This window comes from Streptomyces sp. NPDC057950, assembly GCF_042887295.1.
GTDB classification, from domain to species: Bacteria; Actinomycetota; Actinomycetes; order Streptomycetales; family Streptomycetaceae; genus Streptomyces; species Streptomyces kaempferi.
On record NZ_JBHVPP010000026.1, the window covers coordinates 41,653 to 65,176 of the forward strand.

Annotated in this window: 16 protein-coding genes; 13 read left to right on the forward strand and 3 right to left on the reverse strand. The window is 74.0% G+C overall.

The features are described from left to right. Nucleotides 1-74: 74 nt before the first annotated feature. The 3 genes from ACFVTC_RS35130 (at nt 75) to ACFVTC_RS35140 (ending at nt 1,592) form a co-directional block, all read left to right on the forward strand. Nucleotides 75-653: a TetR/AcrR family transcriptional regulator gene (locus ACFVTC_RS35130; RefSeq protein WP_390132596.1), complete on the forward strand. Its 579-nt coding sequence runs from the start codon at nt 75-77 to the stop codon at nt 651-653. A gap of 94 nt (nt 654-747) precedes the next feature. Further along, a complete protein-coding gene (locus ACFVTC_RS35135) occupies nt 748-1,128 on the forward strand; it encodes a DoxX family protein (RefSeq protein ID WP_390132598.1) in 381 nt (126 codons plus the stop codon). Further along, nucleotides 1,125-1,592, forward strand: a complete 468-nt coding sequence (locus ACFVTC_RS35140) for a peroxiredoxin (RefSeq protein WP_390132600.1) — start codon at nt 1,125-1,127, stop codon at nt 1,590-1,592. The genes ACFVTC_RS35135 and ACFVTC_RS35140 overlap by 4 nt, the downstream gene beginning before the upstream one ends. A gap of 19 nt (nt 1,593-1,611) precedes the next feature. Here ACFVTC_RS35140 and ACFVTC_RS35145 read toward each other — a convergent pair whose 3' ends face one another. Then, nucleotides 1,612-1,746: a hypothetical protein gene (locus ACFVTC_RS35145; protein ID WP_390132602.1), complete on the reverse strand. Its 135-nt coding sequence runs from the start codon at nt 1,744-1,746 to the stop codon at nt 1,612-1,614. 440 nt (nt 1,747-2,186) lie between these two features. On the opposite strand from ACFVTC_RS35145, the gene ACFVTC_RS35150 reads away from it, so the two are divergent. Beyond that, nucleotides 2,187-7,658 carry a hypothetical protein gene (locus tag ACFVTC_RS35150; protein ID WP_390132604.1) on the forward strand — a complete coding sequence of 1,824 codons (5,472 nt, stop codon included), beginning with the start codon at nt 2,187-2,189 and terminating at the stop codon, nt 7,656-7,658. 186 nt (nt 7,659-7,844) lie between these two features. Here the strand turns inward: ACFVTC_RS35150 and ACFVTC_RS35155 are convergent, their stop codons facing one another. Further along, the gene (locus ACFVTC_RS35155; RefSeq protein ID WP_390132606.1) at nt 7,845-10,673 is read right to left on the reverse strand and encodes an AAA family ATPase; all 2,829 of its coding nucleotides are present in this window, start codon (nt 10,671-10,673) and stop codon (nt 7,845-7,847) included. Nucleotides 10,674-10,862: 189 nt separating this feature from the next. Between ACFVTC_RS35155 and ACFVTC_RS35160 the strand changes: the two genes are divergently transcribed. From ACFVTC_RS35160 to ACFVTC_RS35170, 3 genes are all read left to right on the forward strand, one after another. After that, nucleotides 10,863-11,525 carry a LuxR C-terminal-related transcriptional regulator gene (locus ACFVTC_RS35160; RefSeq protein ID WP_390132608.1) on the forward strand — a complete coding sequence of 221 codons (663 nt, stop codon included), beginning with the start codon at nt 10,863-10,865 and terminating at the stop codon, nt 11,523-11,525. Nucleotides 11,526-11,646: 121 nt separating this feature from the next. Further along, nucleotides 11,647-12,354 carry a DUF4255 domain-containing protein gene (locus ACFVTC_RS35165; RefSeq protein WP_390132610.1) on the forward strand — a complete coding sequence of 236 codons (708 nt, stop codon included), beginning with the start codon at nt 11,647-11,649 and terminating at the stop codon, nt 12,352-12,354. Next, nucleotides 12,351-14,492: an ATP-binding protein gene (locus ACFVTC_RS35170; RefSeq protein WP_390132612.1), complete on the forward strand. Its 2,142-nt coding sequence runs from the start codon at nt 12,351-12,353 to the stop codon at nt 14,490-14,492. Before ACFVTC_RS35165 ends, ACFVTC_RS35170 begins: the two co-directional genes overlap by 4 nt. 171 nt (nt 14,493-14,663) lie before the next feature. Here the strand turns inward: ACFVTC_RS35170 and ACFVTC_RS35175 are convergent, their stop codons facing one another. Next, nucleotides 14,664-16,064 (reverse strand): hydrolase, encoded by a 1,401-nt coding sequence (locus ACFVTC_RS35175; protein ID WP_390132614.1) that lies wholly within the window; start codon nt 16,062-16,064, stop codon nt 14,664-14,666. Between the two features lie 467 nt (nt 16,065-16,531). On the opposite strand from ACFVTC_RS35175, the gene ACFVTC_RS35180 reads away from it, so the two are divergent. The 6 genes from ACFVTC_RS35180 (at nt 16,532) to ACFVTC_RS35205 (ending at nt 23,509) form a co-directional block, all read left to right on the forward strand. Next, the gene (locus ACFVTC_RS35180; protein WP_390132616.1) at nt 16,532-18,112 is read left to right on the forward strand and encodes a phage tail sheath family protein; all 1,581 of its coding nucleotides are present in this window, start codon (nt 16,532-16,534) and stop codon (nt 18,110-18,112) included. 93 nt (nt 18,113-18,205) lie between these two features. Continuing rightward, on the forward strand, nt 18,206-18,649 hold the full coding sequence (locus tag ACFVTC_RS35185) for a phage tail protein (protein WP_390132618.1): 444 nt from the start codon (nt 18,206-18,208) through the stop codon (nt 18,647-18,649). Further along, nucleotides 18,649-19,146: a hypothetical protein gene (locus ACFVTC_RS35190; RefSeq protein ID WP_390132620.1), complete on the forward strand. Its 498-nt coding sequence runs from the start codon at nt 18,649-18,651 to the stop codon at nt 19,144-19,146. The genes ACFVTC_RS35185 and ACFVTC_RS35190 overlap by 1 nt, the downstream gene beginning before the upstream one ends. Beyond that, nucleotides 19,143-19,301, forward strand: a complete 159-nt coding sequence (locus ACFVTC_RS35195) for a DUF6760 family protein (protein WP_390132622.1) — start codon at nt 19,143-19,145, stop codon at nt 19,299-19,301. The genes ACFVTC_RS35190 and ACFVTC_RS35195 overlap by 4 nt, the downstream gene beginning before the upstream one ends. A gap of 3,558 nt (nt 19,302-22,859) precedes the next feature. Beyond that, nucleotides 22,860-23,039, forward strand: coding sequence for a hypothetical protein (locus tag ACFVTC_RS35200; RefSeq protein ID WP_351724310.1), 180 nt, complete (start codon nt 22,860-22,862; stop codon nt 23,037-23,039). Nucleotides 23,040-23,083: 44 nt separating this feature from the next. Next, nucleotides 23,084-23,509 (forward strand): phage tail protein, encoded by a 426-nt coding sequence (locus tag ACFVTC_RS35205; RefSeq protein ID WP_390132624.1) that lies wholly within the window; start codon nt 23,084-23,086, stop codon nt 23,507-23,509. Nucleotides 23,510-23,524: the final 15 nt, after the last annotated feature.

Genomic DNA, 23,524 nt, shown 5'->3' on the forward strand with positions numbered 1-23,524 from the left:
CTAAAGTGGAGGTATACCTCCACTGTACCGGAGGCTCACCTCCGGTACAACCTCTTCGCTGCCGGGAGGCACTCGTGACGGCCCAGCCGCTCTCCATCAGCGGGATCGTGGCGTCCCAGCGTCCGCACCGGAAGGACGCCGCTCGCAACTACGACGCCCTGCTGGCCGCCGCGCGGGAGGCCTTCGCGGAGAACGGCGCCGAGGCGTCCCTGGAGGACATCGCCCGTCGTGCGGGGGTCGGCATCGGCACGCTCTACCGGAACTTCCCCACCCGCCGCCATCTCTTCGAGAGCGTCTACGCGGACGAGGTGGACGCGCTGTGCCGGATGGCGCGCGACGTCGCCACCCAGGAACCCTGGGCGGCCCTGACCTCCTGGCTGCGCCGGTTCGTGGACTACACCGTGACCAAGCGGGCCATCCGTGAGGCCCTGGACAACGAGTCGGAGATCTTCCTGGCCTGCCGGGACTCGATGTACCAGGCGGGCGGCCCGCTGTTCCAGCGGGCGCAGATGGCCGGCGAGGCCCGCACGGACATGGACTTCGACGACCTCCTGCGCATGGTCGCCGGGATCACCTCGACGAACTTCCTCGACGACGCCCAGCGCGACCGCGTCCTCACCGTCGCCCTCGACGGCGTCCGCGCCGCACACTGACGACGCGACAGGTCCGTTCGACCGCACGGAACCGCCCTCCGCGCCCCCTCTTACCGTCCAGTAATATCTCGCGGAGGCCCCAGGAGGAGGAACCGTGCCACGGTCGGAACGCTCAGCCCTGTTGCTCGCCGGTCTGCTGGCGACCGCGGGGGTCGGTCACTTCGTGACGCCCAGGCAGTTCGACGCGACGATTCCACGCGCGCTGCCGGGATCGCCCCGCACCTGGACGTACGTGAGCGGGGCCGCCGAACTCGCGCTGGCCGCCGGGGTGGCGCTGCCCCGGACACGGCGTGCCGCCGCACGGGCCACGGCCGCGTTCTTCGTCGGGGTGTTCCCCGCCAATGTGCAGATGGCCGTGGACTGGCGTCACCGTCCCGCGCCGCTCAAGGCCGCGGCACTCGCCCGGCTTCCGTTGCAGGTACCGCTGGTGCTGTGGGCACGTGGCGTCGCTAGGAGTGGGGAGGGCCGGTCATGACACGTACGGTCGAAGTGGGCGACAAGGTGGAGGACTTCGTCCTTCCTGACGAGACGGGCACGGACCGGCGGTTGTCCGAACTGCTCGACGACGGACCGGTGGTGGTGTTCTTCTACCCCGCCGCCCTCACCGCGGGGTGCACCGCCGAGGCGTGCCACTTCCGTGATCTGGCGGCCGAGTTCGCCGCCGCGGGCGCGCGGCCGGTGGGCATCAGCGGTGACACCGTCGACCGGCAGCAGGAGTTCGCCGGGCGCAACGGCCTGGGCTTCCCGCTGCTGTCCGACGTCGACGGGTCGGTCCGCGAACGGTTCGGCGTCAAGCGCGGCTTCTCGCTGGCCCCCACCAAGCGCGTCACCTTCGTCATCGGCCGGGACCGTACGGTCCTGGAGGTCGTCCGCAGCGAACTGCGCATGAGCGCCCACGCCGACCGGGCCCTCGCCGCGCTGCGCGCCGACAAGGACTGAGCCGCGCGGGCGCCCCGCTTCAGGGGCCCTTCGCGCAGGCCCGTTCGCGTGAGGTCAGCATCGGGCCGAGGCGGGCAGTCCCGCCCGTCCGGGCGAGGAAGACGAGTGTCGCGGCGCGGGTGGCGATGACGGCCGGGATCGGGATACGGCGCATGAGGGATCCCCCTGTGGGTGTGGTTCGTTGTCAACACCGCCACAGTGGGTGCCTCGGCCGGCGGGCGGCAACGACTTTCCACCCTGGTCGAAATGACCGCTCGCACACCGGACATGGAGCCCGGGTGTACTCCCGTCGTCCCCTCGGTGGTCGGCGGGCGTCCATCCGCCGGAGTCCGAGATCTTTCTCCCCGGGTGGCCGCCGCGGTGGTTACGCTCCCGAGCGGATGGATCCGATGGGGCTGGGTTGCCACCCCGCGACGGGGACGGCTCACAGTGCGCAGGCAGCGGCAGACGTCGGGCGGAGACGGCGGTGCGGGCGACCGCGGCCGGGGGCCTGTCGGTGCCGACACCTCCGCCAGGAGCGGTGCCGACACCTCCGCCAGGAGCGGCGCCGAGACTCCGGCGGCGCGCCCACTGTCCGCGACGACGGCCCCCGGCATGACTCCCCAGGCTCTGCTGGCCCTGCAGAGGTCCGCGGGGAACGCCGCGACGGCGCGCGCACTGCGCGGGCGGTCCCCGGCCGTCGAAGGCCTGACCGGATCCGGGCTTCCTCCGCGTGCCGGGCCCGCCGTCCCGGCCACGGTCGAGGAGCTGCCGGAGAGCGGAGCCGCCACCAAGCTGCCCACGGTGCTGCCCGCCCTCCGTGAGGAGGACGAGAGCGGGGAAGGAACAAGGACCGCTCGCCCGCGTCCCACCGCGGCACGTTCGGGCCGGCCGGCGCGGCGGCCGGGACCCCCGCCGGCCGGCGTCGCCCCGGCCGCGGCCCATGTGCCGCTCGGACTGCCCCCGTATCTGCGGGAGTTACGGGCTCCGGGCCTCTCCACGGCGTACCGGCTGACCGGGCACGAGTTCGTCTCCACCACCCTCACGACGGTCGTCGGACGCTCCGACGGCACGGTGGCAGAGATCCGCGAGGAGCTGGCCGGGCGCCCCGAGACGTTCTACGGACAGGGCCGCTCCTTCACCGTCGAGGGACCGGAGGGGAAGGGGTGGTACGACGTCACCGTCACCGTCTCCCGGGACGGCGCCGACCTGCCCGAGACCTTCGTCTCCCCCGAGGCGGCGAAGGCGCTGGCCGCCGCGGCCCAACAGGTCGAGTCCATGGCCGCCCTCCTGGCCAGGTCGGAGAACGCCGGGACCACGGGCAGGGGCAAAGAGCGGGCCGACGACCACGACGGCAGGTCCGCTCCCCGCACGGAGGCCGGCCCCCGGCAGGCGGCCCAGGCCGCGCGCCTGGCCGAGGGTGCCGGCGTCAAGGTGGACACCCAGCACAACACCTCGGGTGCGGTGAGCCACAGCACGGGCCGCTCGGCCGGCAAGGGTGTCAACTTCATGGCGTTCGGGCTGGCGCCGGTGGTTCCCGGTGTGTGGCTCGGCGGGGCGGTGACGGCCAACGCGCAGCCGTTCCTGTCCTCCACGGACACCCGGGTGCACAAGGCCGTCTCCGAACCGCGCGTGCTGCGCAGTGACAAGGGTTCGGTCGAGATACCGAGGAAGGTGCGCTACGGCGTACGGATCAAGGGACAGGGTGAGACCGCGCAGACCTTCGGGGCCGGTGGGACGCTGATGATGCGGGTACCCACCGAACACCTGGTACCCGTGACCGCCGAGACACCCGCGCCGGCCCGACTGCGGCCCCTGGACGCCCCGTCGGCGAACCGGGTGCGGCTCGCGGACTCCCTGGCCCCGGTAGCGCTGGACGATGCCGCGGCACCGGAAGCGGGCGGTGGCGGGCTGTTCGACACCGTCCGCTCCGTACTGCATCCCTCCCTGACCTCGCCGGGTGCGCCCGGCCGGGCCCGGCTGCACGACGCCACCTCCACCACGACGGTGCTGGAGGATCTGCCGCGGCTGCTGGGCGGCTGGGTGATGGGCGAGGACCTGGTGGCCAAGGACGGCAGCGCCACGGGCAGTTACCGGATGCGCGCGGACCTCACCGGCCTGGCGCCCTCGTGGCCGATCGGCGGGACGCAGCTGCGCACGCACCAGCAGGCGCAGCACTCGGTGTCCCACTCGGCGGGCAAGGGGCGCGGCGGCACCTTCGGCGCGGGCCCGGCGGCGGGGTTCGGAGTCCTGGGTGGTGCCGCCGCGGTGCGCGGGACGGTCATGCCCACGGCCGGGGTCCGCAAGGCGCGGTTCACGGTGGCCGAACAGACCGTGTCGAGCCGTCAGGGAGCCGAGGTCCGGGGCGACAAGGTGCTCTACTTCGGCCGGGTGCGGTTCCGTGTCGAGGGCACCGGCCCGCTCTCGCCCGCGATGAGGGTGCGCGCGGGAACGCGGGCCGCTCACCACTCGATGGACGTGTGGGTCGCTCTGCGGGCCGACGAGGCCCAGGCGCTCGGGCTCGCGCTGCCCGACGGTGTCACGGCGGGCCCGATGGTCGCCGTACCCGCCCGTGGGGACGCCGGGAAGAAGGGGGCCGGGGACACCGCGGTGTCCGGCCGGACGGCGGAGGCCGAGGGGGAGGCCGGCAGTTCGCGCGCGGGGCAGGACACCGAACGCCATCTGCCCTTCGGAGCCATGGGATCGAGCGTCGCGATCAGTCAACTCGACACCGGGCCGCTGCTGTCCGGCATAGAGCGGCTCTTCGCCGCCGATCCGCGCCTCTCGGGCTATCTGCCCTCGTTCGGCCCGGGGCCGGCGGCGGAGGCGAGCCGTGCGGAGGCCGAGGTCCAGCGCCGCAACTACCGCGAGCTCGTCACCGTACTGTCGGAGACCAACCTGCGTGTCAACAAGGACCAGTTGCTCTCCTCGGGGATCCGCGTGCGGATGCGGCGCAAGAGCCGGTGGCACGCGCACGACGTGCAGATCCGCGTCGTCGGGGCGCTCCGCGAGACGGGACATCTGGGAGACACCGAGGACTGGCTGGTGCGCAGTCACTCGGGTGTCACCAGCAACTCCCTCAGCGGGCGCTCCAGTTCACGCTCGGTCGGCGGACTCGCGCTCGGCCAGTTCCGGCTCGTCCCCGGAGTGCTGTCCGCCTCGGTGCGTGGCGAACGGACCCGGCACAGCTCCCGGCGCAATCAGGCGGGCCCGACGACCCGCACCGACGTGCTGACCAACGGCGGTGAGAGCACCAGTTCCTTCGGCGGCGCGCTGCGCCTCGACGTCGATGTCACCATGACCACCCGCGAGCGGACCGCCCGGCGCGCCCTCACCCCCGGCGCCCCGGGCCGGGACGTGCCCGAGGCCGAACACATCGCGTCCAGCGCGGACACCGAGGCGCTGGCGCCGGCGGAGCAGGAGGTACGCCTGCTCACTCCGACCGCGTTCACCCTGGACACCGCGGGGAAGGACCGGCTGACCGCCCGCACCAGGACCCGTACGGCCGAACTGGGCCCGCCGCAGCGGCGGTTCACCGCGTCCGGCATCGGTGACCTGTCCACGATGACGCCCCGGTCGATCACCGGCCGCGCGGTCCGGGACTGGACCCTGGTGGAGACCCTGGGAGACGGCGGCCCGGTCCGGGACCTCGCCTTCCGGCTGCTGTCGCAGGCCGCGGCCCGTGGCCGCGAGCCGCGTGCGGACCGGGCACTGCAGACGGAGGGTCTCGCGCCGAGGCTGGCGATCGAGGAACGCTTCAGCCCCCAGGCCATCACCTCGGCGCTGCGCCAGGCGGTCTCCTCCGGCTGGGTGGTGAAGAACCTGCGCCACCCGCGCAGGCTCGCGGCGCTCGAAGGCGCGGTGGGCACCCGGTTCGCCCTCGTCAACCCCGAGGTGGTGGCACAGGGCACGGGACCGGGAACCGAGACGTTCGTCCTCGGCGGACACCAGGTCACCGGGCAGGAGGGCCGCGGTACCACGACCTCGGTGCAGGGAGGACTCCTCGGGGCGGAGAACGGCGCCGGGTGGCGGATCGGCGAGGGGGTCTCGGCCGGCCGGAGCCTGAGCGAGAGCGCCTCCGTGGCGACGACTCTGAGCGGCAGCGTCGAGCGCAACGCCCACACCCCGCGCGGCCGTCCCCTCTACCTGGTCCACTGCGACCTGGTGGTCCGTATGGTCGGCGAGGTCAAGGTCACCGGAGGCGGCCCGTACGTGGCGACGGGCGAGCGGACGCTGCCCGCCGCGGCGGCGCTCTGGCTCACCGGGGAACAGGTGCGGGCCGCGGGCCTGCGGGTGCCCGGGGGCGCGGGGAGCGAATCCACACCCGCGGTGAGCTCGTCCGGCTCCACACCCGCGGTGAGCTCGTCCGGCTCCACACCGGCGGTGAGCTCGTCCGGCTCCACGGCCGCCGCGGCGACGTCCGCCGGCGACCCACGGACCGGGCGTGACGACGGGACCGTACGCGAGCCGGCCGGCTCGTCGCGGCACGATGGCCGGGCGAGCGGATCGACGACCCCGGCGGCGACTGCTCCCACCCTGGCCCAAGACCTGCCGCTCGGCTTCGGCATGATCGAGGAGCTGCCCGACTTCGTCCCCCTGCTCGAACGGCTGCGGCACGACGTCGGGCGCCGTGACCGGAGCCTCGCGGACGCGTTGCTCCCCCGGCTCCAACTGGCCGATCCGAACGACAACATGCAGCGGCTGTTGCGCGTCCTGGACCGGGACGGGTCCGCCGCACTGCTCTCCGGAGCCATGGACGGCGGTGTACCCGTCGAGCTGTTCCGTGGTCGCGGCACGCCGTACTGGGCCGTGTTCCGCGTACGTCGCACCCGGCCCGGCACGGCCGAGGGCGAGGCGGCCGACGGCCGCGACATGGAGTACATCACCTCGGCCGCCGCGCAGAGGGCGCGCGGAGCCGAGACGGGAGACGTACGCACCCTCGAGGGCATCGTGGCCGGGGCGGGCAAACTGGAGGGCGGCGGTGGCCCGCTCAGGAGCGTCGGCGCGTCCGGCGGGCTCGGCGTCGGTGTCTCGGACGTGACCAGGTCCGTCGCCGTCGGACGGGGTCAACTGGGCGTGAAGACCGTGGCGGAGGCCTCCTCCCGTTCGGTCAGGATGCGCGTACCGATCGAGGCGACCCTCGAACTGCACTCGTCCCGGGGCCGGGTGGGCCTGGCCACACTCGGCGGCCAGTCCCTGGTCCACCGCGTACCGGCGCACGACCTCGAAGCGCTGTCCCGGCTGCGGCCGGTGCCGCGGGCCGAGGTGGGGCAGGCGTTCCTGCGCCCGGACGACGCCGCGGAGGGCCGGCTGGGACCCTGGCACGCCCGCGGGGTGAGCCTGCCGATGGAGGCGCAGGTCAACGGGTTCCGCGGGGCGCCCGAGATCCGGCGGGTGATCGACGACACGGTCCGCGCGGCGCACGGGGGCGAGCGCTATCGCCGGACGGGCGACGCGGCGGCGTACGCCCAGCGCGAGGCGGTCTCCACCGAGTGGCTGATCTCCGCCCTGCCGCTGCTGACGGCGGCCGGGGCCGACCTGCCGGTCGTCCACGCTTCCGGCGTACGCGGGCAGGATCTGCGCACCTCGTTGCACGCAAGGCTGCGCGGCGGACGGGTGCTGAGTGTCGGCGACAAGATGACCTTCGAGACGGTGGCGCAGAGCAGCCTGGACGCACCCCGGCCCACCGGCACGGACCACCAGCAGGCGGCGGAGCACGGCACGTCGGTACGGGGGCTGGGCGGCGCGGGGGTGCTGAACGCGGACGAGTTCCGGATGAACCAGTTCCTCGGCCACGCCGACCGGGCGGCCGGCGCGACGGACGCGGCCGCACACGGTTCCGGCTCGATGCCGCTGCACAAACCGAAGTCCGAGTCGACGCTCGTGCAGTTCACCCTGGACGTGAGGGTGGTGGCCCGGGTGAGCGGCCGGGGCCGGCCGGGCTCCGCGTCCGTCGCCGTGCGGGACCTCACTCTGCCCTTCCCCGTGGTCGTGCGGATGCCGGCGCCCCTGGTGCGCCGCATGCTCCAAGACCCGTCCCAGCAGGGCACGTTGCGAGACCCGGACGGACGGCTCACCCCGTCCTGACCCGCTTCGCCCGCACAGTCGCGGGCGGTGGCGGGCACCACCGGCCCGACGCTGCCCCTACGGTCCGCGGCGCGGCCCGTACGGCCGGGGCGCGAGCCCGTACGGCCGGGGCGCGAGCCCGTACGGCCGGGGCGCGAGCCCGTACGGCCGGGGCGCGAGCCCGTACGGCCGGGGCGGGAGCCCCGCTCAGGCGCCGCGTACCTCCACCGGTTCGCCATGGTCCGGTGCCCGCCCTCCGATCACGGCGGTGAGTTCCGCCCTGCGGCGGATGCCGAGCTTGCGGTAGGCACTGGTCAGATGGGTCTCGACGGTACGCCGGGCCAGGTGCAGGAGCGCCGCGATCTCGGCGTTCGTCCGGCCGCCGGCCGCGAGCGCGGCGATCCGGCGTTCGCTGCCGGTCAGCGCCTCCCATCCGGTGAGCGCCGTCGTCGTGCCGCGGGAACGGCCTTCCGGCAGTGCCTCCTCGGCCCGCGCCCGCAGGCGCACCGCTCCCAGCCGTTCGGCGCGCTCGGCCGCCTCACGCAGGGCGTCACGGGCCCGTGCGCGCTCTCCCGCCGCGACGAACTGGCGCCCCTGCGCGATCAGGGCGGGGATCAGCTCGGTCTCCGCGGGCGCGTCCCGCAGCATGTGTACGGCGCGGTCGGCGAGTTCGAGCCCGCGGCGGCCCCCGGTGGCCGTGGCGAGCCCGGACAGGGCCCTGCCCACCAGCCGCGGGGTGTTCCAGACCTGGGCGAGCCGCAGCTCCTCCCGGGCCAGCGCGAGGGCGTCCTGCGGAGCGCCCAGCGCGGTACGGCACGCGGCGGCCGCGGTGCGCCAGGGCGTGACGACGGGGCTCACCACGTCCCGCGCCGTCTGCCGCCGCCCGCACTCCAGGAAGTCGTCGAGGGCGCCCGCCGGATCACCGGTCGCCGACCGCAGCACACCTCGCGCGTACAGGAACCGGTTGAGTTCCCAGGAGTCCTGGGCGTCCCGGAGATCGAAGCGGCCGGCGAGCCGGGACGCCTCCTGGGTGCGGCCCGTCTCGACGAGCGCGATCAGGGCGTGCGCGTGGGCGTTGGCCGGACCCCGGCGGGCCCGCTCGCCGGCCTGCCGGCCCTCAGGGTCGACGAGCAGGTCGGGATACCTCCCGCGGACGGCGGCGATGTCCGCCCGTACGTTGAGAAGTGCCTCGTGCATCGGATGCAGCAGTGAGGGCCGCTGCCGGGCGAGCCCGCGGCGCACCAGCCTCTCGGCCTCCTCCAGTTCGTCGGCCCATTGCGCGACGGCGGCCGCCGTACCGAGCAGGAAGGGCTCCGCGAGCGCGTCGACCGGTTCGTCGAGCAGGGCGCGCATCCGTTCCATGGCCGTGGCGGCGGAGACCAGACCGGCCGTGGCGTCGTAGCGCACCAGGAGCGCCCGGCCGGCCGTGCCGACCAGGTCCGGGGACCGTTCGGCGGCACCGTAGAGCCAGCGGTAGGCCTCCTCGCGGATTCCCTGGTCGTGGTCCGACAGGAGCGCCGAGGCGGTCTGCAGCAGCATGATCAGGTCGGGGTGGTCCGCCAGTTGCTCGTCCAGGCCGCGCAGCACGTCCATCGCCGCGCGCGCCTTGCCGCGCCGCGCCAGTACGGTGCCGAGTGCCACCGCCGCCCGTACCCGGTCCTGCGGGGTGCCCGGCAGCCGGGTCGCCTCGGTCAGCCGCGGTATCCCGGCCGACGAACGGGCGACGGCGAACTCCAGGGAGCCCAGCTCGGTGAGGGCCGTGGTGCGGCGGGCCGGCGTGAGCGGCTCGTCGAGCACCCGGCGCAGGAACGCCACGGCGTCGTCGGGTCTGGCGTCGCGCACCGCCAGATCGGCGGCGTCCAGCAGCGCGGTCGCGGCCCAGGGCGCCCCGACGGCCGGTGCCCGCAGGAGCTGTCCGGCGACGGTTTCGGCGCGATCGCCGCGGCGCACCATCACCTCGGCCGCCGTACGGTGGGCGGTCTGCCGCCGGGTGCTGGGCCAGCCGCTCAGCACCGCGTCCCGTAAGAGGGGGTGGGCGTAGCCCGGTCGCCCCCGAGGTCCTGGGCGCAGCAGACCGAGGTGGGTCATGGCCGTGAGCCAGCCGGGCACCCGGGCGGGGTCCGCGTCCGCCATCCGGGCGAGCAGTTCGGCCCTCTCCTGGGGATGTTCGTCCTCCATCGCGTCGGCGTCGAGTGTCGCGAGGGCGCGAGCCACCCCCGCGGTCGCCGGTCCCGCGCTGTCCAGCCACCAGGTCACGGCGGCCGGGTACGCGCCCGGGTACAGCGCCGCGCAGGTCTCGGGGAGCGTGGTGCGCCGGGCGCCGTCCGGCTCCCGCGCGCGGAGGTCGTCGAGCAGGGCGCGCAGCAGCAGGGGGCTGCCGGCGCCGGCCCGTACGCAGTCGTCCACCCAGCCGGGCGGGGCGTCGGCGAACTCCGCGCGCACCAGCCGCGCGGCGGCGTCGGCGCTCAGCGGGGCGACGGTGTGGGTACGGACGAGGGTGGGCGAGAGCGCGTGCGCCAGGCCCGCCGGGGGCGGGTCGAGGTCGTACTGGCTCCGTTCGGTGGCCACCAGCAGGACGGGGAGCCGGTCGATCCGGCGGGCGGCCTCGACGAACCAGCGGCGCGAGGACTCGTCGGCGCGGTGGACGTCGTCCACGGCGACCAGCAGGGGCGAGTGCACGGCGTACGCCCGCAGTTGGTCCCACAGGTGTTCCGCGCGGGTCCACCGGTGCGGGGCGTCGGCTGGGTCCGGACAGGGTTTGACCCCGCTCTCGAACTCGGCTGCGGACGCCAGCAGTTGCCGGACCGGCGCGAAGGCGGCGGTGTCCTCGTCGGACGAGCAGCGGGCGCGCAGCACCCGCGTGCCGCGTGCCGCCGCCTGTCCGGCGACGGCCTCCAGGAGGGCGGTACGCCCCGTTCCGGTGGCACCTCTGAGCAGCACCAGTCGGCCGGACCCCGAACGGGCACGGTCCGCCTCGGCGGCCACCAGCTCCAGTGCCTCCCGGCGATCCCGCAGCGTCTCGAGTTCGGCACCCATCGCTGCCTCCTGTCGTGAACTTTTCATGATCGATCTCGTGGTACGTCTCGTGGTCCTCCACGATTGCGCGGGACACACCAGGCGCAGAAGTCTGGGACAAGCCCTTCGGCCACAGCCGGCGCGGGGGCGACGAGTACGTGGATTTGGGAGAAACGGTTGCGCAGTTCATTACGGACCACTGACGCAGGCGTGTCACACCGGCAGGCCGAATCCCGCGCGGTGGGCTCCGCGAACCGCATCCCGGTGGTGGTGCAGGCACCCGACCCGATCTCCCAGGCAGGGGTCCGCAGCCAGTTGGGGCAGCACCCGGTCATCGATCTCCTCGACGGCGCGGAGGCCGGCCCCGGCGCGGTGGCCGTCCTCGTCAACGAGAGCCCGGACGAGGCGACGCTCTCCCGGCTGCGGCGGCTGGTGCGCAGCGAGGGGGCACACGCCGTCCTGGTGGTGGGCGCGATCCGCGAGGCGGAGCTCCTGGACGTCATCGAGTGTGGTGTCGGAGCGATCGTCTGGCGCCACGAGGCCAGCGCGCACCGTCTGGTGCAGGCCGTGCTCGCGGCGTCACGGGGTGACGGTGACCTGCCCGCGGATCTGTTGGGACGCCTCATCACTCAGGTGGGCTCGCTCCAGCGGACCGCGGCCGGCCGGCCCGGCGCTCCGCTGGCCGGCCTGGTACCGCGTGAGATCGACGTCCTGAGGCTCATCGCCGAAGGAATGGACACCGGAGAGATAGCGAGCAAACTCTCCTACTCCGAGCGAACCGTCAAGAACGTCATGCACGGGCTGACCACCCGGCTCCACCTGCGCAATCGCGCGCACGCTGTGGCCTACGCCCTCCGGGAAGGCTACATCTGAGCCCGACGGTCCTTCACATGGGGCCTCTCGAACGGGACATGACGGTGCGCGGCGGACACACAGCGCATCTCGACACGGCACATCTCGACACGGCACAGCACGGCGCGGCGGGAGCACGACGGTGATTCACGAGGTCGACGAGGTCCTCAAGCGGCTGCTCAACAGCGGCGCCCTGGACGGTTCCGGCATCGACGTCTCCTTCGACGCGCCGACCCGCGAGTGGGCGGCCCGGCGCAACGCGCCCGCCATCAACACGTATCTGTACGACATCCGCGAGGACGTCAGACGCCGCGAACGCGGTGCCATGGCCGTCCGTGACGAGCGTGGTGTCGTGCTCCGCCGCCGCCAGCCGCCCCGCTGGTTCCGGCTGTCGTATCTGGTGACGGCCTGGACCAAACAGCCGCAGGACGAACACCGGTTGCTGTCCGCCGTGCTGGCCACGCTGCTTCCCCACGAAGTCCTCCCTCCCGAGCAACTCCCCGGTGCGCTGGGCGCACTGGGCCTGTCCGTACCGCTGACGGTGGCGGGCCTGCACACCGAGTCACGGTCCCTGGCCGAGATCTGGTCCGCGCTCGGGGGCGAACTGAAGCCCTCGCTCGACCTGGTGGTCACCGCGCCGTTCCCGGCGTTCCCGGAGTACGACGCCGGGCCGCCGGTCACGGAGGGCGCCGCCGTGCGCGTACGCGGCATGGACGGCACGCTGGAGGGTTCACCCGAACGACATCACCAGGCACGGCACTTGACCAGCGCACCAGCACGGGCCGGCACCGCGCCCGACGCGGATCCCCCGGCGACGGGCCGGCCCGACGGAGAGAAGCGGGCCAAGTGACTCCGCACGTCCCGGGGACCGCCGCCGCCCCCGTACCGACCGAGGCGGTGCCCGTGGAAGCGGCCGACGCGATCCTCCCCCGCCTGTCCCGGCTGCGCGAGCGTGTCGCCCTGCTCGTGGAGCAGCGCAGCGCCACCGACCCCACCGCGACCGATCCCCTGCGTGGCCTGTACCTGCCCGAGGAGGCGGTACGGCATCTCCTGGAGCCGGCCGTCCCGGGTCCCGGGCCCCGGCAGGACTGGGGCCCCGAGCGGGGTGACCGGCTGGACCTGCTCGCCGGGCGCCTCGGGCTCACGGAACTGGACGTCCGTATCCTGCTCATCGCCCTCGCACCGGACCTCGAGCGCGCCTTCGAGCCGCTGTACGGCTACCTCAACGACGACGTCGGCCGCCGCCGGGCCACCACGGGGCTCGCCCTCGACCTGTGCGGGCTTCCCGCGCACCAGGCCGCGGCACGGGCCCGCTTCCATCCTTCGGCTCCGCTGTCCACGCTGGGTCTCGTCGTGGTCGAGGAACCCGAACGTCCCTTCCTCAGCCGGTCGTTGCGTGTCCCCGACCGGCTGGTGGCGCACCTGCTCGGCGACGACACCCTCGACGCGGCGCTGAGCGGCCACGTCCGCCGTTTGCGGGCCCCGGTGCGGGGCGAGCGGTACGACGAGGACTTCCTGCTCCGGCTCGCCGACCGGCTGACGCGCGTCCAGCTCCCGGTGTACCTGCGCGAGCACCGGGCCGGAGACGGACTCGCCTGCGCCGCGGCCGCCCTGCGCCGTTCCGGACGGGAGTCGCTCCACTTCACGCCCGGTGATACCGCCGCGCACGATCCGATCGCCGAACTCCTGCGCGAGGCACGGCTGCGGGACTGCGCGATCGTCGTGTCCCCGCTGCCGGCGGACCCCGCGCCGCTGATGCGGGCACTTGCGGTGGACGACGTGTCCGTCCTGTTCACCGATCCCCGCCCCTACGATCCGCACTGGTGCGATCACCGCGACCCGCTTGTCCTCGACGCGCCCCGGCTGCGGGCCGGTGCCGTGGAGGCGTGGGCCTCGGCGCTCGGCGAGGAACCCGCGTCCGAGGCCGAACCCTGGACGGAGCCGGCCGAGGACGCGGTGCCCGCACCGGAGCGGACCGCGGGCGCCGGCCCCCTTCCGGATCCTCCGCACGGCTCCGGTTCCCCGCCCGGCTTCGACCTCGCCCCCGTCGTCGCGCCGTACCGGCTCGGCGGTGACCGCATCGTGCGCGCCGCCCGTGCCGCGCGAAACCTCGCGGCGTTCGACGGCGGCGCGCTCACCGCGGCCCATCTGCGTCTGGCCGCCCGGCAGCAGTCCGCCTCCGGCCTGGAGCGGCACGCCCGCCGGATCCGTCCCGACGTCGGCTGGGACGATCTCGTGCTGCCCGACAAACCGCTCCTGCAACTGCACGAGCTGGCCCTGCGTGCCCGCCACCGAGACCGCGTGCTCGGTGAGTGGCGGCTCAGCGCGGGCGGCGGTCGCGGGCGGGGCGTCCTCGGACTGTTCGCCGGCGACTCCGGCACCGGCAAGACCCTCTCCGCCGAGGTCGTCGCCGCCGAACTCGGCCTCGACCTCTACGTCGTGCAGCTCTCCTCCATCGTCGACAAGTACGTCGGCGAGACCGAGAAGAACCTGGAGCGCATCTTCACCGAGGCCGACCGCACCGATGCCGTCCTCCTCTTCGACGAGGCCGACTCCGTGTTCGGCAAACGGTCCGAGGTCAAGGACGCCCACGACCGTTACGCCAACATGGAGAGTTCCTATCTGCTCCAGCGCCTCGAGTCCTTCGACGGCATCGCGCTGCTGACGACCAACCTGCGCGCCAACATCGACGAGGCGTTCACCCGCCGCCTCGACCTCGTGGTGGACTTCCCGTTCCCGGACGCGGACCAGCGCCTCGCCCTGTGGCGGCACGCCCTGACCCATGTGCCGCGAGCCGACGGCATCGACCCGCGGGCTGTCGCCCACGACTTCGAACTCGCCGGTGGTTCGATCCGCAGCGCCGTCGTCACGGCCGCCTACACGGCCGCGGGCCGCGACGCGGAGGTCACCACGGCGGACCTGCTGGAGGGCGCACGGCGCGAGTACCGCAAGGCGGGGCGGCTGGTCCCGGGCGAGGGCACCTGGTGACTCCGCGCCGCGGGCCGCGGTGCCGCCCTCCGGACCGGCCCGGCCCGGCCCGCGCCGAAACGCACCGACGCCCGGCCGGTCCCACCTGGGGCGGGTTGCGAAAGTCCCGCCTGCCTCGGGCGGACGACGGGACTTTCGCAACACGCCCTGGACCGGCCGGGCGCGGACGATTCACACGGTGAACTTGACGGCTTCGAGCCAGAGCGACTGGTCGAGGGTCCCTCCGAAGATCCACTTCGGGGGCGTGTTGCACTGCAGACCGAGCCATGCCTGGTTGTGGACGTGCGCGTTCTGGCAGATGGTGCCCTCACCCGCGTTGATACCGAAGGCCAGCATGTACGGGTCGTCCGCTTTGGTGCTCCCGAGGTACAGGTCGACCCCGTCGGCCACGCTCGTCCAGGGGTTCAGCCACTCCTTCTCGTGGACGAATTCGTTGCCGTTCATGCCCTTGGTGCCGGACACCGCAAGGTTGAGCGCTTTGATGGGGCGGTTCTGCCCCACCGTGCCCGCCATGGCGCCGTCGCAGACCGGCTTCTGCCAGCCCCCGCCCGTCTCGTAGGCCCGGTAGCAGATGTGCCGCACGCCGGGATCGTCCGCGGCCAGCCGCGTGACAGCGGTCGCCGCGGTCTCCTCGGGAGCCTTGGTCTCCTTCTTCTTCTCGGAACCGCCGCCCCCGCCGCCTCCACCGGCCGGCTTCTCGGTCGGAGACGGGGCCGCCTCCTGAGTGGGGGCCTGCGGGGGAATCGAGGGCTGCGGCAGCGGGAGGGACGCCGAGGGGCTGGGCGGCAGCGTGCTGACGCCGGCTTCCTGGAGTTTCTCGGTGGCGGAGCTGCGGACCTGGGGCTTGTACGCGAGCCACAGCATCACGAAGGTGATGGCGAGGGCCATGAAGACGCCCAGGAAGGTGGCGAGCCAGCGGGGCAGGAAGCCACGCTGCACGTAAGTCCCCTCGACGGGCTGCGCCTTCGTCCCGGACCGCTGGACAGCCAGCGAGTAGGGCCGCTGTTCCTTCGACCCGAACCAGATGATCTGGCGCGGCCTCAGCGTCGCCCTGACGAAAGCGGCCCGCCCCGGCTCGATCTGGATGTTGCTCGGATGGATGTCGTACGAGAGATGGTCCCCGTTGTCACTCCCGCTGATCGACGCCGTCAGCTTCGTATTGCCGAGATTGTCGATCGCGAGTCTGGGCCGCCCACGAAAACGCCCCTTCACGGTCGGCGGCACCAACTCCGCCCGCACCTCGGTGAACGGGGTGATCGTCAGGTTCCCCTCGGGAACCGTCGTCGCCTCAGGGTGCTCGGTCGGCGTGATCCGCACCGCGTACGGGTTCGGGCCCGCCGCCGCGTCCGGCGTCCGGGGCGGCGCGAACGTCAACTCCACCGTCCCCGTCGTCCCCGGATACAGCCGCAGCGACTGCGGCTCCACCGTCGTCCAGGGCGCGACATCACCCACCGGCTCGAAACGGTACTCGTCCACCACGTCGCCGGTATTGCGCAGGCGCAGCCGCACCTTGGTACTGCCACCGGGATCCACAGTGCTGGAGGCAGGCTCCAGCGAAGTCCAAAGGCTCACCTGTCGACGCTATGGCCGCGGGCGGGCTCCCGTCAGCAGGCGTCGGGGCACGGCGGGTGCCCGAAGGTCTGCGGTCGCTGCCCTTTGCCGACGGCCCGAACTGCTCTACGCGGCAACGGAATCGGCCGGCCGCGGGCTCAAGAAGCCGGGCGGCCCCGGGCCGGCTGCCCGTTCCGCCGGGGCGGCCGCACCTGCCCGGCCACGGGTCTTGTCGGTGTCCCGGTCCTGCGTGTGCACTGGGACTCTTCTTGGACGCGGGTGCGGCAGCCTCCAAGCTCTACCGGACGAGGCGGGCCGCGGGAACGCACTCGGGGGCAACGGTGAGGGCAACAGCGCGGACGGCACGTCGGATTGCCCCTGCGGGCAACAGAACTGCCCCCGGACAGGTACCGCAGGACGTTTCGGGAGACGCGCTTCGCGCGTGAGGGTGAACGACGTCCCATCTCGTACCCCGAGGAGAGCAGAGCATGCCGTCCTACCTGTCGCCGGGCGTCTACGTCGAGGAGGTGGCCAGCGGCTCTCGTCCGATCGAGGGGGTGGGCACCTCGGTGGCGGCCTTCGTGGGGCTCGCCCCGTCGGGGCCGCTCAACGAGCCGACGCTGGTGACCAACTGGACGCAGTACGTGGCGGCCTTCGGTGAGTTCACCGACGGGTACTACCTCGCGCACTCCGTCTACGGTTTCTTCAACAACGGTGGCTCCGCCGCTTATGTCGTCCGGGTCGGCGGGACACCCGGTGGCGTGAACGGCGACGCGACGGCCCCGGCCGCGGTGACGGGAGCGGCGGCGCAGGCCGCGCTGCCGCCCGGCGAGCCGAAGCAGCTCGGCACCTTCACGGTGAGCGCCGTCGCGGGCGGTTCGCTCAGCGTCGAGGTCGCCGACCCCGAGGGCGAGGGCCCCGCCGAGCGGTTCAGGCTGATCGTCAAGGACGGCGAGAAGGCCGTCGAGACCTTCGACGTGACCGCCAAGAAGGGCGGCCGCAACTACGTGGTCACCCAGGTGAAGGAGCGCTCCAAGCTCATCACCGTGCAGGAGGCCGCTCCCGCCGCACAGCTGGTCCGGCCCGACAACCAGACGGTGGCGCTCGCCGCGCCCTCGTCCTCGGCGCCTGTCGTCCCGGCCGCGGAGCGCGAGGGCCACATCGGCCCCGCGCAGTACCTCGGCGACTCGGCCGACCGCACCGGCTTCGGCGGCCTGGAGGCCGTGGACGAGGTCTCGATGGTCGCCGTGCCCGACCTGATGGCCGCCTACCAACGCGGCGCGATCGACCTGGAGGCCGTCAAGGCCGTCCAGCTCGGCCTGATCGCGCACTGCGAGCTGATGGGCGACCGGGTCGCGGTCATCGACCCGCCGCCGGGCCTCAACGCCCGCCAGATCCGCGTCTGGCGTCAGGAGACGGCCGGCTACGACTCCAAGTACGCCGCCCTCTACTACCCCTGGATCAAGGCCTTCGACCCGGCGACCGGCCAGACCAGGATGATCCCGCCGAGCGGTCACGTAGCCGGCATCTGGGCCCGCAACGACTCCGAGCGCGGCGTGCACAAGGCTCCCGCCAACGAGGTCGTACGCGGGGCGGTGGACCTGGAACTGCAGATCACCCGCGGTGAGCAGGACCTGCTCAACCCCATCGGCGTCAACTGCATCCGCGCCTTCCCCGGCCGCGGCATCCGCGTCTGGGGCGCCCGCACGATGTCCTCCGACCCGGCCTGGCGCTACCTCAACATCCGCCGGTACTTCAACTACCTGGAGGAGTCGATCCTGATCGGCACCCAGTGGGTGGTGTTCGAGCCGAACGACCACGCGCTGTGGGCCCGGATCCGGCGCAACGTGTCCGCCTTCCTGGTCAACGAGTGGCGCAGCGGCGCCCTCTTCGGCTCGCGGCCCGAGGAGGCGTACTACGTCAAGTGCGACGAGGAGACCAACACGCCGGAGTCCGTCGACCTCGGCCGGGTCATCTGCGAGATCGGTATCGCACCCGTCAAGCCCGCCGAGTTCGTGATCTTCCGGCTGGCCCAGTTCTCCAGCGGGAACGGCGAGTTGGAGGAGTAGTTCGCGCGCCGGCGGTCCGCACCGACGTGACCGTCCCGGCGGTCGCCCGCCGCTTCCCGTACGTACCAGAACCCTCAGAAGGACAGAGAACAAATGAGTCTCCAGCCGGGTGACGCCCTCACATCGCACAATTTCGGCCTGCAGATCGACGGTGTCATGGTCGAGTACCTCGCCGAGGTCAGCGGCCTCAGCATCGAGCAGGACGTCATCGAGTACCAGCAGGTCTCCGCCCAGGGCATCCCCGTCACCAAGAAGCTGCCGGGGGTGAAGAAGGCCGGGACCTGCACGGTGGTGCGCGGTATGACCCAGTCGGCCGCCTTCAACCAGTGGATCACCGAGTCGGTCGCCGGTCAGATGAGCACCGCCCGCAAGAACGCCACCATCATGGTGATGGACTATCAGAACAACCCGGTCAAGCGGTACAACATGCGCAACGCCTGGTGCAGCAAGATCGACACCAGCACCGTGAAGGCCGGCGAGGCCGCCGCGCTCACCGAGACCGTCACGATCACCTTCGAAGAACTGGTCATCGAGTAATGCGCCGTACGGCTCCCAGGACCGCCGCGGCCGCGGCCGTCGCGGAACCGGCGCCGGAGGCGGAAGCCTGGGCGGGGCCTGAGCAGACCGCTGCTCCGGCCCCGGTCCCGGCCGCGACACCCCAACCTCTGCGCACCGAGTTCGAGTTCGAGCTGCCGCGCGGGTACGTCGACGACTCCGGCACCGTGCACCGCCTCGGCGTGATGCGGCTCGCCACCGCGCGGGACGAGCTGATCCCGCTCCGGGACATGCGTGTCCAGGAGAACCCGGCGTACCTGTCCGTCGTGCTCCTCGGCCGGGTCATCACCCGGCTCGGCACGCTGCCCCTGGTGCACGACGGGGTGGTGGAGAACATGTTCGCCTCCGACCTCGCGTTCCTGCAGGACTTCTACCGCCAGGTCAACGCCGAGGGCCACACCCGTGCCGCCGTCACCTGCCCGCACTGCGAGGAGCCGTTCGAGGTCGAACTCGGCGGGAGCCGCCTGGGGGAATCGTGACGTACGCGACCGACCCCATCCACGAGGAGATCGCGTACATCGCCTACCACTTCCACTGGAGCCTGGAGACCATCCTGGACCTCGAACACCGCGACCGGCGCCGCTTCACGGAACAGATCGCGGCGCTCGTCCACCGCGGCGCCGGGGAGAGGTGACGCGGCATGGGCGTCTTTGACCGGCTACGGGGTGGCGGACGGGACCGGGGCACGCGCGGCGCCGCCCTCACCGGGTCGGCCGGTGTTCCGGTGCCGGGCGGCGGCCCGGCACCGGGGACGGGCAGCAAGGTGTCTCCGAGCGCCGGATCCGGGGCGGGCGACACCGGCGAGGAAGGCGGGGCCCGCGCGGTGCGGCCCGCAGCCTGGCCCTCACTGCCGCCCATCCAGCGCGCCACCGCCGGACGGGGCTCCGTCGCCGACTCCGGGTTCGGCGGCCGACTGACGACCTGGCAGAACCCGTCGTTCACCGGCACGCTCTCCCACGCCGTGCTGGACGGCGCGCCCGGCGGCCTGATGCGCGGTGTGCTCGCCACTCCCGCGCCGCCCGCCTCCGGCCTCGAACTCCCCTCGCTCTCCTTGCCGGTGGCGACACCCGCGGAGACGGCCGACCGCACGGGCGCGCCGTCCGCGCGGCACGCGAGCCTCCCGGTCGCGGCGACCGGGCCGACGGGCCCGAGGGTGACCGCCGTACCGCTCGCGGCCACGCGGCCTGCGGCGCCGATCGGGCTCACCAGGGCGCCGGCCGGACCCCCGGTACAGCGGCGGGCGCTGCCGGTGGTGACACCGTCCGTGCCACGGCATACGGCGAACGGCCCCTCGGCGCCGTCGGCTTCGCCGGCCGCGGGCGGGGCCCGTTCCGGCTCTCTCTCCCCGCACGCCTCCTCCCCCGACACGCCGTCGGCGGGCGCGCCCACCGCCGCTTCCCCGGCGGCCGGCCCGATGCCCACGTCCGCCGGCCCGGCCGTCACCCCCGCCGGGCCGGGTCCCGTGGTCCCGGGTCCCGTGGACTCGGCGCCCGGCGGGTCTCCGGCGGACGCGGGGCGGTCAGCCCCGTCCGTTTCCGTCCCACGGTCCACGTACGGCGTCGCCGCCACGGGGCCCCTCCCGCCGGTCCAGCGTCGTACCTCCGGCGGCACAGGGCGTACGGTGCCCGGCGCGCCGGCGGCCGGCACCTCGGCCGCGGTGTCCGCCGCGCCGAAGCCCCCGGCCGACGTCCCCACCGCGGGAAAGCCGCGGCGACGCTCGGCTCTGGGCGCGCCCCTTCCCTCCCCCGCATCGAACGCGGCACCGCCCGCGCGGCTCGACCCGCCCGCAGCGGGGCCGGAATCGGTGGTGTCCGCGCCGGTACGCGGCCCGGGAACTCCGGCGGGGCGCCTTGCAGCGCCCGGCGGCGCAACCTCGTCCGGCACCGCGTCCGCCGGGGCGGGTCCCGGGTCCGGGCTCCCGGGTGGCGGCGTTCCGGTTCAACGCGCCGTCTCCTCCGCTGCCCCGGCCCCGGCCTCGTCCGGCACCCCGGGCCCCGACGGTGACCGACGGCGTGTTCCCGGGCGGAACGGCTCCGAGCCGTCCTCCGTGCCGTCGGTGTCGTCGCGTCCGCAGGTACGTGCGCTCACCCCCGCACGCGCGTTGACCTCGGCCCTGCCCGCCGTGCCTCCGGCCACCGCGGTGCAGCGCAGGACCGTCCCCGCGGCCGTACCCCTGCGTCGCACCACGGCCGCCCCCGGCCTTCCGGGCGGCGGCGGTTCCGGGGGCGGCCCGTCCGCCCCGCGCGGCGAACGCTCCGGGAGCGCCGCGCCGGGGCCGCGAGGCGGCGTCACCGGGGCCGCGCCGCTTATCGGTGGTGCCGTGACCGCGACGGCACCGGCCGTCCAGCGCTCCCCGGCGACAGGAGCCGCCGCACCCGGCGGCGGTCCGATGCTCGGGCGTCGTCCCAGGACTTCGGGGCCGGTGCCTTCGACGGCCGGTCCCGGGCTGCCCGGTGGTGCCGGGGCCGCGGCCCCGCGGGCGGTGTCCGAACGAGGGCAGGACGGGGGCACTGGTCCGGCCGCCGCGCACGGCGGCTCCCAGTCGCCCACGGCAGCCCACGCGGTCGGCCCGGCGGGCCCCAGCGCTCCTGTCGTCCAGCGGCTCACCACGCTGACCCCCGCGGCGGACCGGTCGCCTGTCAGCGGTCCTTCGGCGCGGGCCAGGCCGACGTCCGGAATGCCCATGGCCTCGCCCGACCCCGGTGCGACGCTCCCCGGCTCACCGGTCGCCGGCACCGCTCCCTCACTCGCCCAGCCGCCCGGTCCCGCGGTGACCGGCCCCCGTCCGGGCGGTCCCGCCTCACCCGTCGCTCGCGCGTCCACGCCCGGTGCCGGAGCATCGGCGGCCGGCTCGCCGACGGTCGGCTCTCCTCCCGTCCAGCGGCTTGCCGCGCCCGCCCCGGCCACCGGCCCCGCGTCGCGCGCCTCGTCGTCGCCGCGGCCCACCGCCGCGCGCGCGACGGCGTCCCCGGCCCTCGGTGCACCGACGTCACTCGTTCCGGGCAACCCCGCGCCCGGCGCCCCTCTCCCGGCGGCAAATCCCCCCGGCGCGGGCCGTACGCTCCCCGCCGTGGCAGCCGCCCCGGCCGGCCCGCGTCCCACCGGCGCTCCTCCGGCCCCGGCCGGTTCCGGTGGTTCGGACGCACCTGCCCTACAGCGGTCGGCCGACGGCTCGCCGGCGCCCGGTGGTGGTCCGGCGCCGCGAGGTCAGCGGGTCTCGGCCGTCCTGCCGTCGGGCGTGGACCCGCGGCCGGGCGCGACTCCTTCCGCGTCGGCCGGACAGTCCTCCACCCGGCAGCCCGGAGCCCCGGCACCCGCACCCTCGGTGGTGCCGCGGCACACCGCTCCCCGCCCCGGTTCCGGCACCCCTCCGCACGGCACGCCGGTACAGCGGCTCGGCCTGGGTGCCCCCGTCGTACAGCGACTGACCACCGCCCCCGAGGCGTCCGGTGGGGTGCTGTCGCTCCCGCTCTCCGGAACCCACCACGGCGCTCCGGCGCGAGCCACCGGCACGCCAGGTCCGACGCCGACCTCCGGCACAACCACCTTCGCTCCCCTGGCAGTTCAGCGCTCGACGCCACTGATCTCGCCGCCGCACCCGCCGGTCGGCGACGGCCTCCCCGTGGCCGCCGCCGGGCCGGCGGGCCGAGGCGAAGTCCCCGTCGTGCAGCGCCTCACCGCGCCGGGCACGCCCGCGTCCTCACCGGCCGTCGGACACCCCACGCCGGTGGTGCGGTACGCCTCGGCCGACCCGTCGCCGCGGTCGGCGGCAACGGCACGGCACCACCACGACGGCACGTCACCGCTCCACCCGGCCACGAGCCCGAACAGCCCGCTCGGCAACACGAGTTCACCGGTCGCGGGCGGCTCGAACTCACCGTCCGCGGGTCCCTCGACCGGTCCGTCCGCTCCGACGCGTCCGACGAACTCCGGAAACCCCTCGCGCCCGACGCCCCGAACGGCCGTACCCCTCAACGCGGTTCCCCCCGTTCCGTCCCTCGCCCTCCCGGTGCAACGGGCCTCGGTGGCTCCGCCCACGCCACCCGCCCCGAGGCCGGCCACGCCTCCCGTGACTCCGCGTGTCCAGCGGGTCGTCAACCCGACGTCACCGCCGCCGCCTCACCCTCCGACCGGTCCTCCGCCCGCGTACTCCGCGAGCGAACCCCCGTCCTCCTCCTCGGGGAACCGGGGCGTGGAGAGCGAGCAGGCCCCGCCCGCGTACACCCCCGTCGACTTCAACCCCCGGGCCCTGACCCCTGGTCAGATCGACGAGCTGACGCACAAGCTGGCCGGACCGATCACCCGCCTGCTGCGGACCGAACTCCGCCTCGAACGCGAGCGGATCGGCAAACTGCGCGACCCCCGTCGCTGATCTCCCCCACCCCGTAAGTCCGTTCCGAGAAAGGCCCACCCCCGATGCCCACCGATCTCGACCCGGGATCCACCATCTTCTTCACCCTCACGATCGACGGCGAGAGCCTCGGCTACTTCAACGGGTGTGAAGGACTCTCGTCGCAGGTGGAGATCGAGCAGCGCCAGGAGGGCGGCAACAACGGGTTCGTGTGGCAGCTTCCGTCCCGTGTGACCTTCTCCAACATCCGCCTGACCCGCCCGCTCACCCCGGACACCTCCAAGGTCGCCGCCTGGATCTCGTCGGTGACGACGGGCGTCGAACGGCCCACCGCGCAGATCGCCGCGCTGCGCGCGGACGGTTCGGAGGTGGCCCGCTGGGGTCTGATCGACGTGCTGCCGGTGAGCTGGCGGGGACCGTCACTGGATCCGGCCAGTCCGGGCGTGGCCACGGAGGTCCTGGAGATCACCCACCACGGGTTCACCGACTAGGGACGGACCGGAACA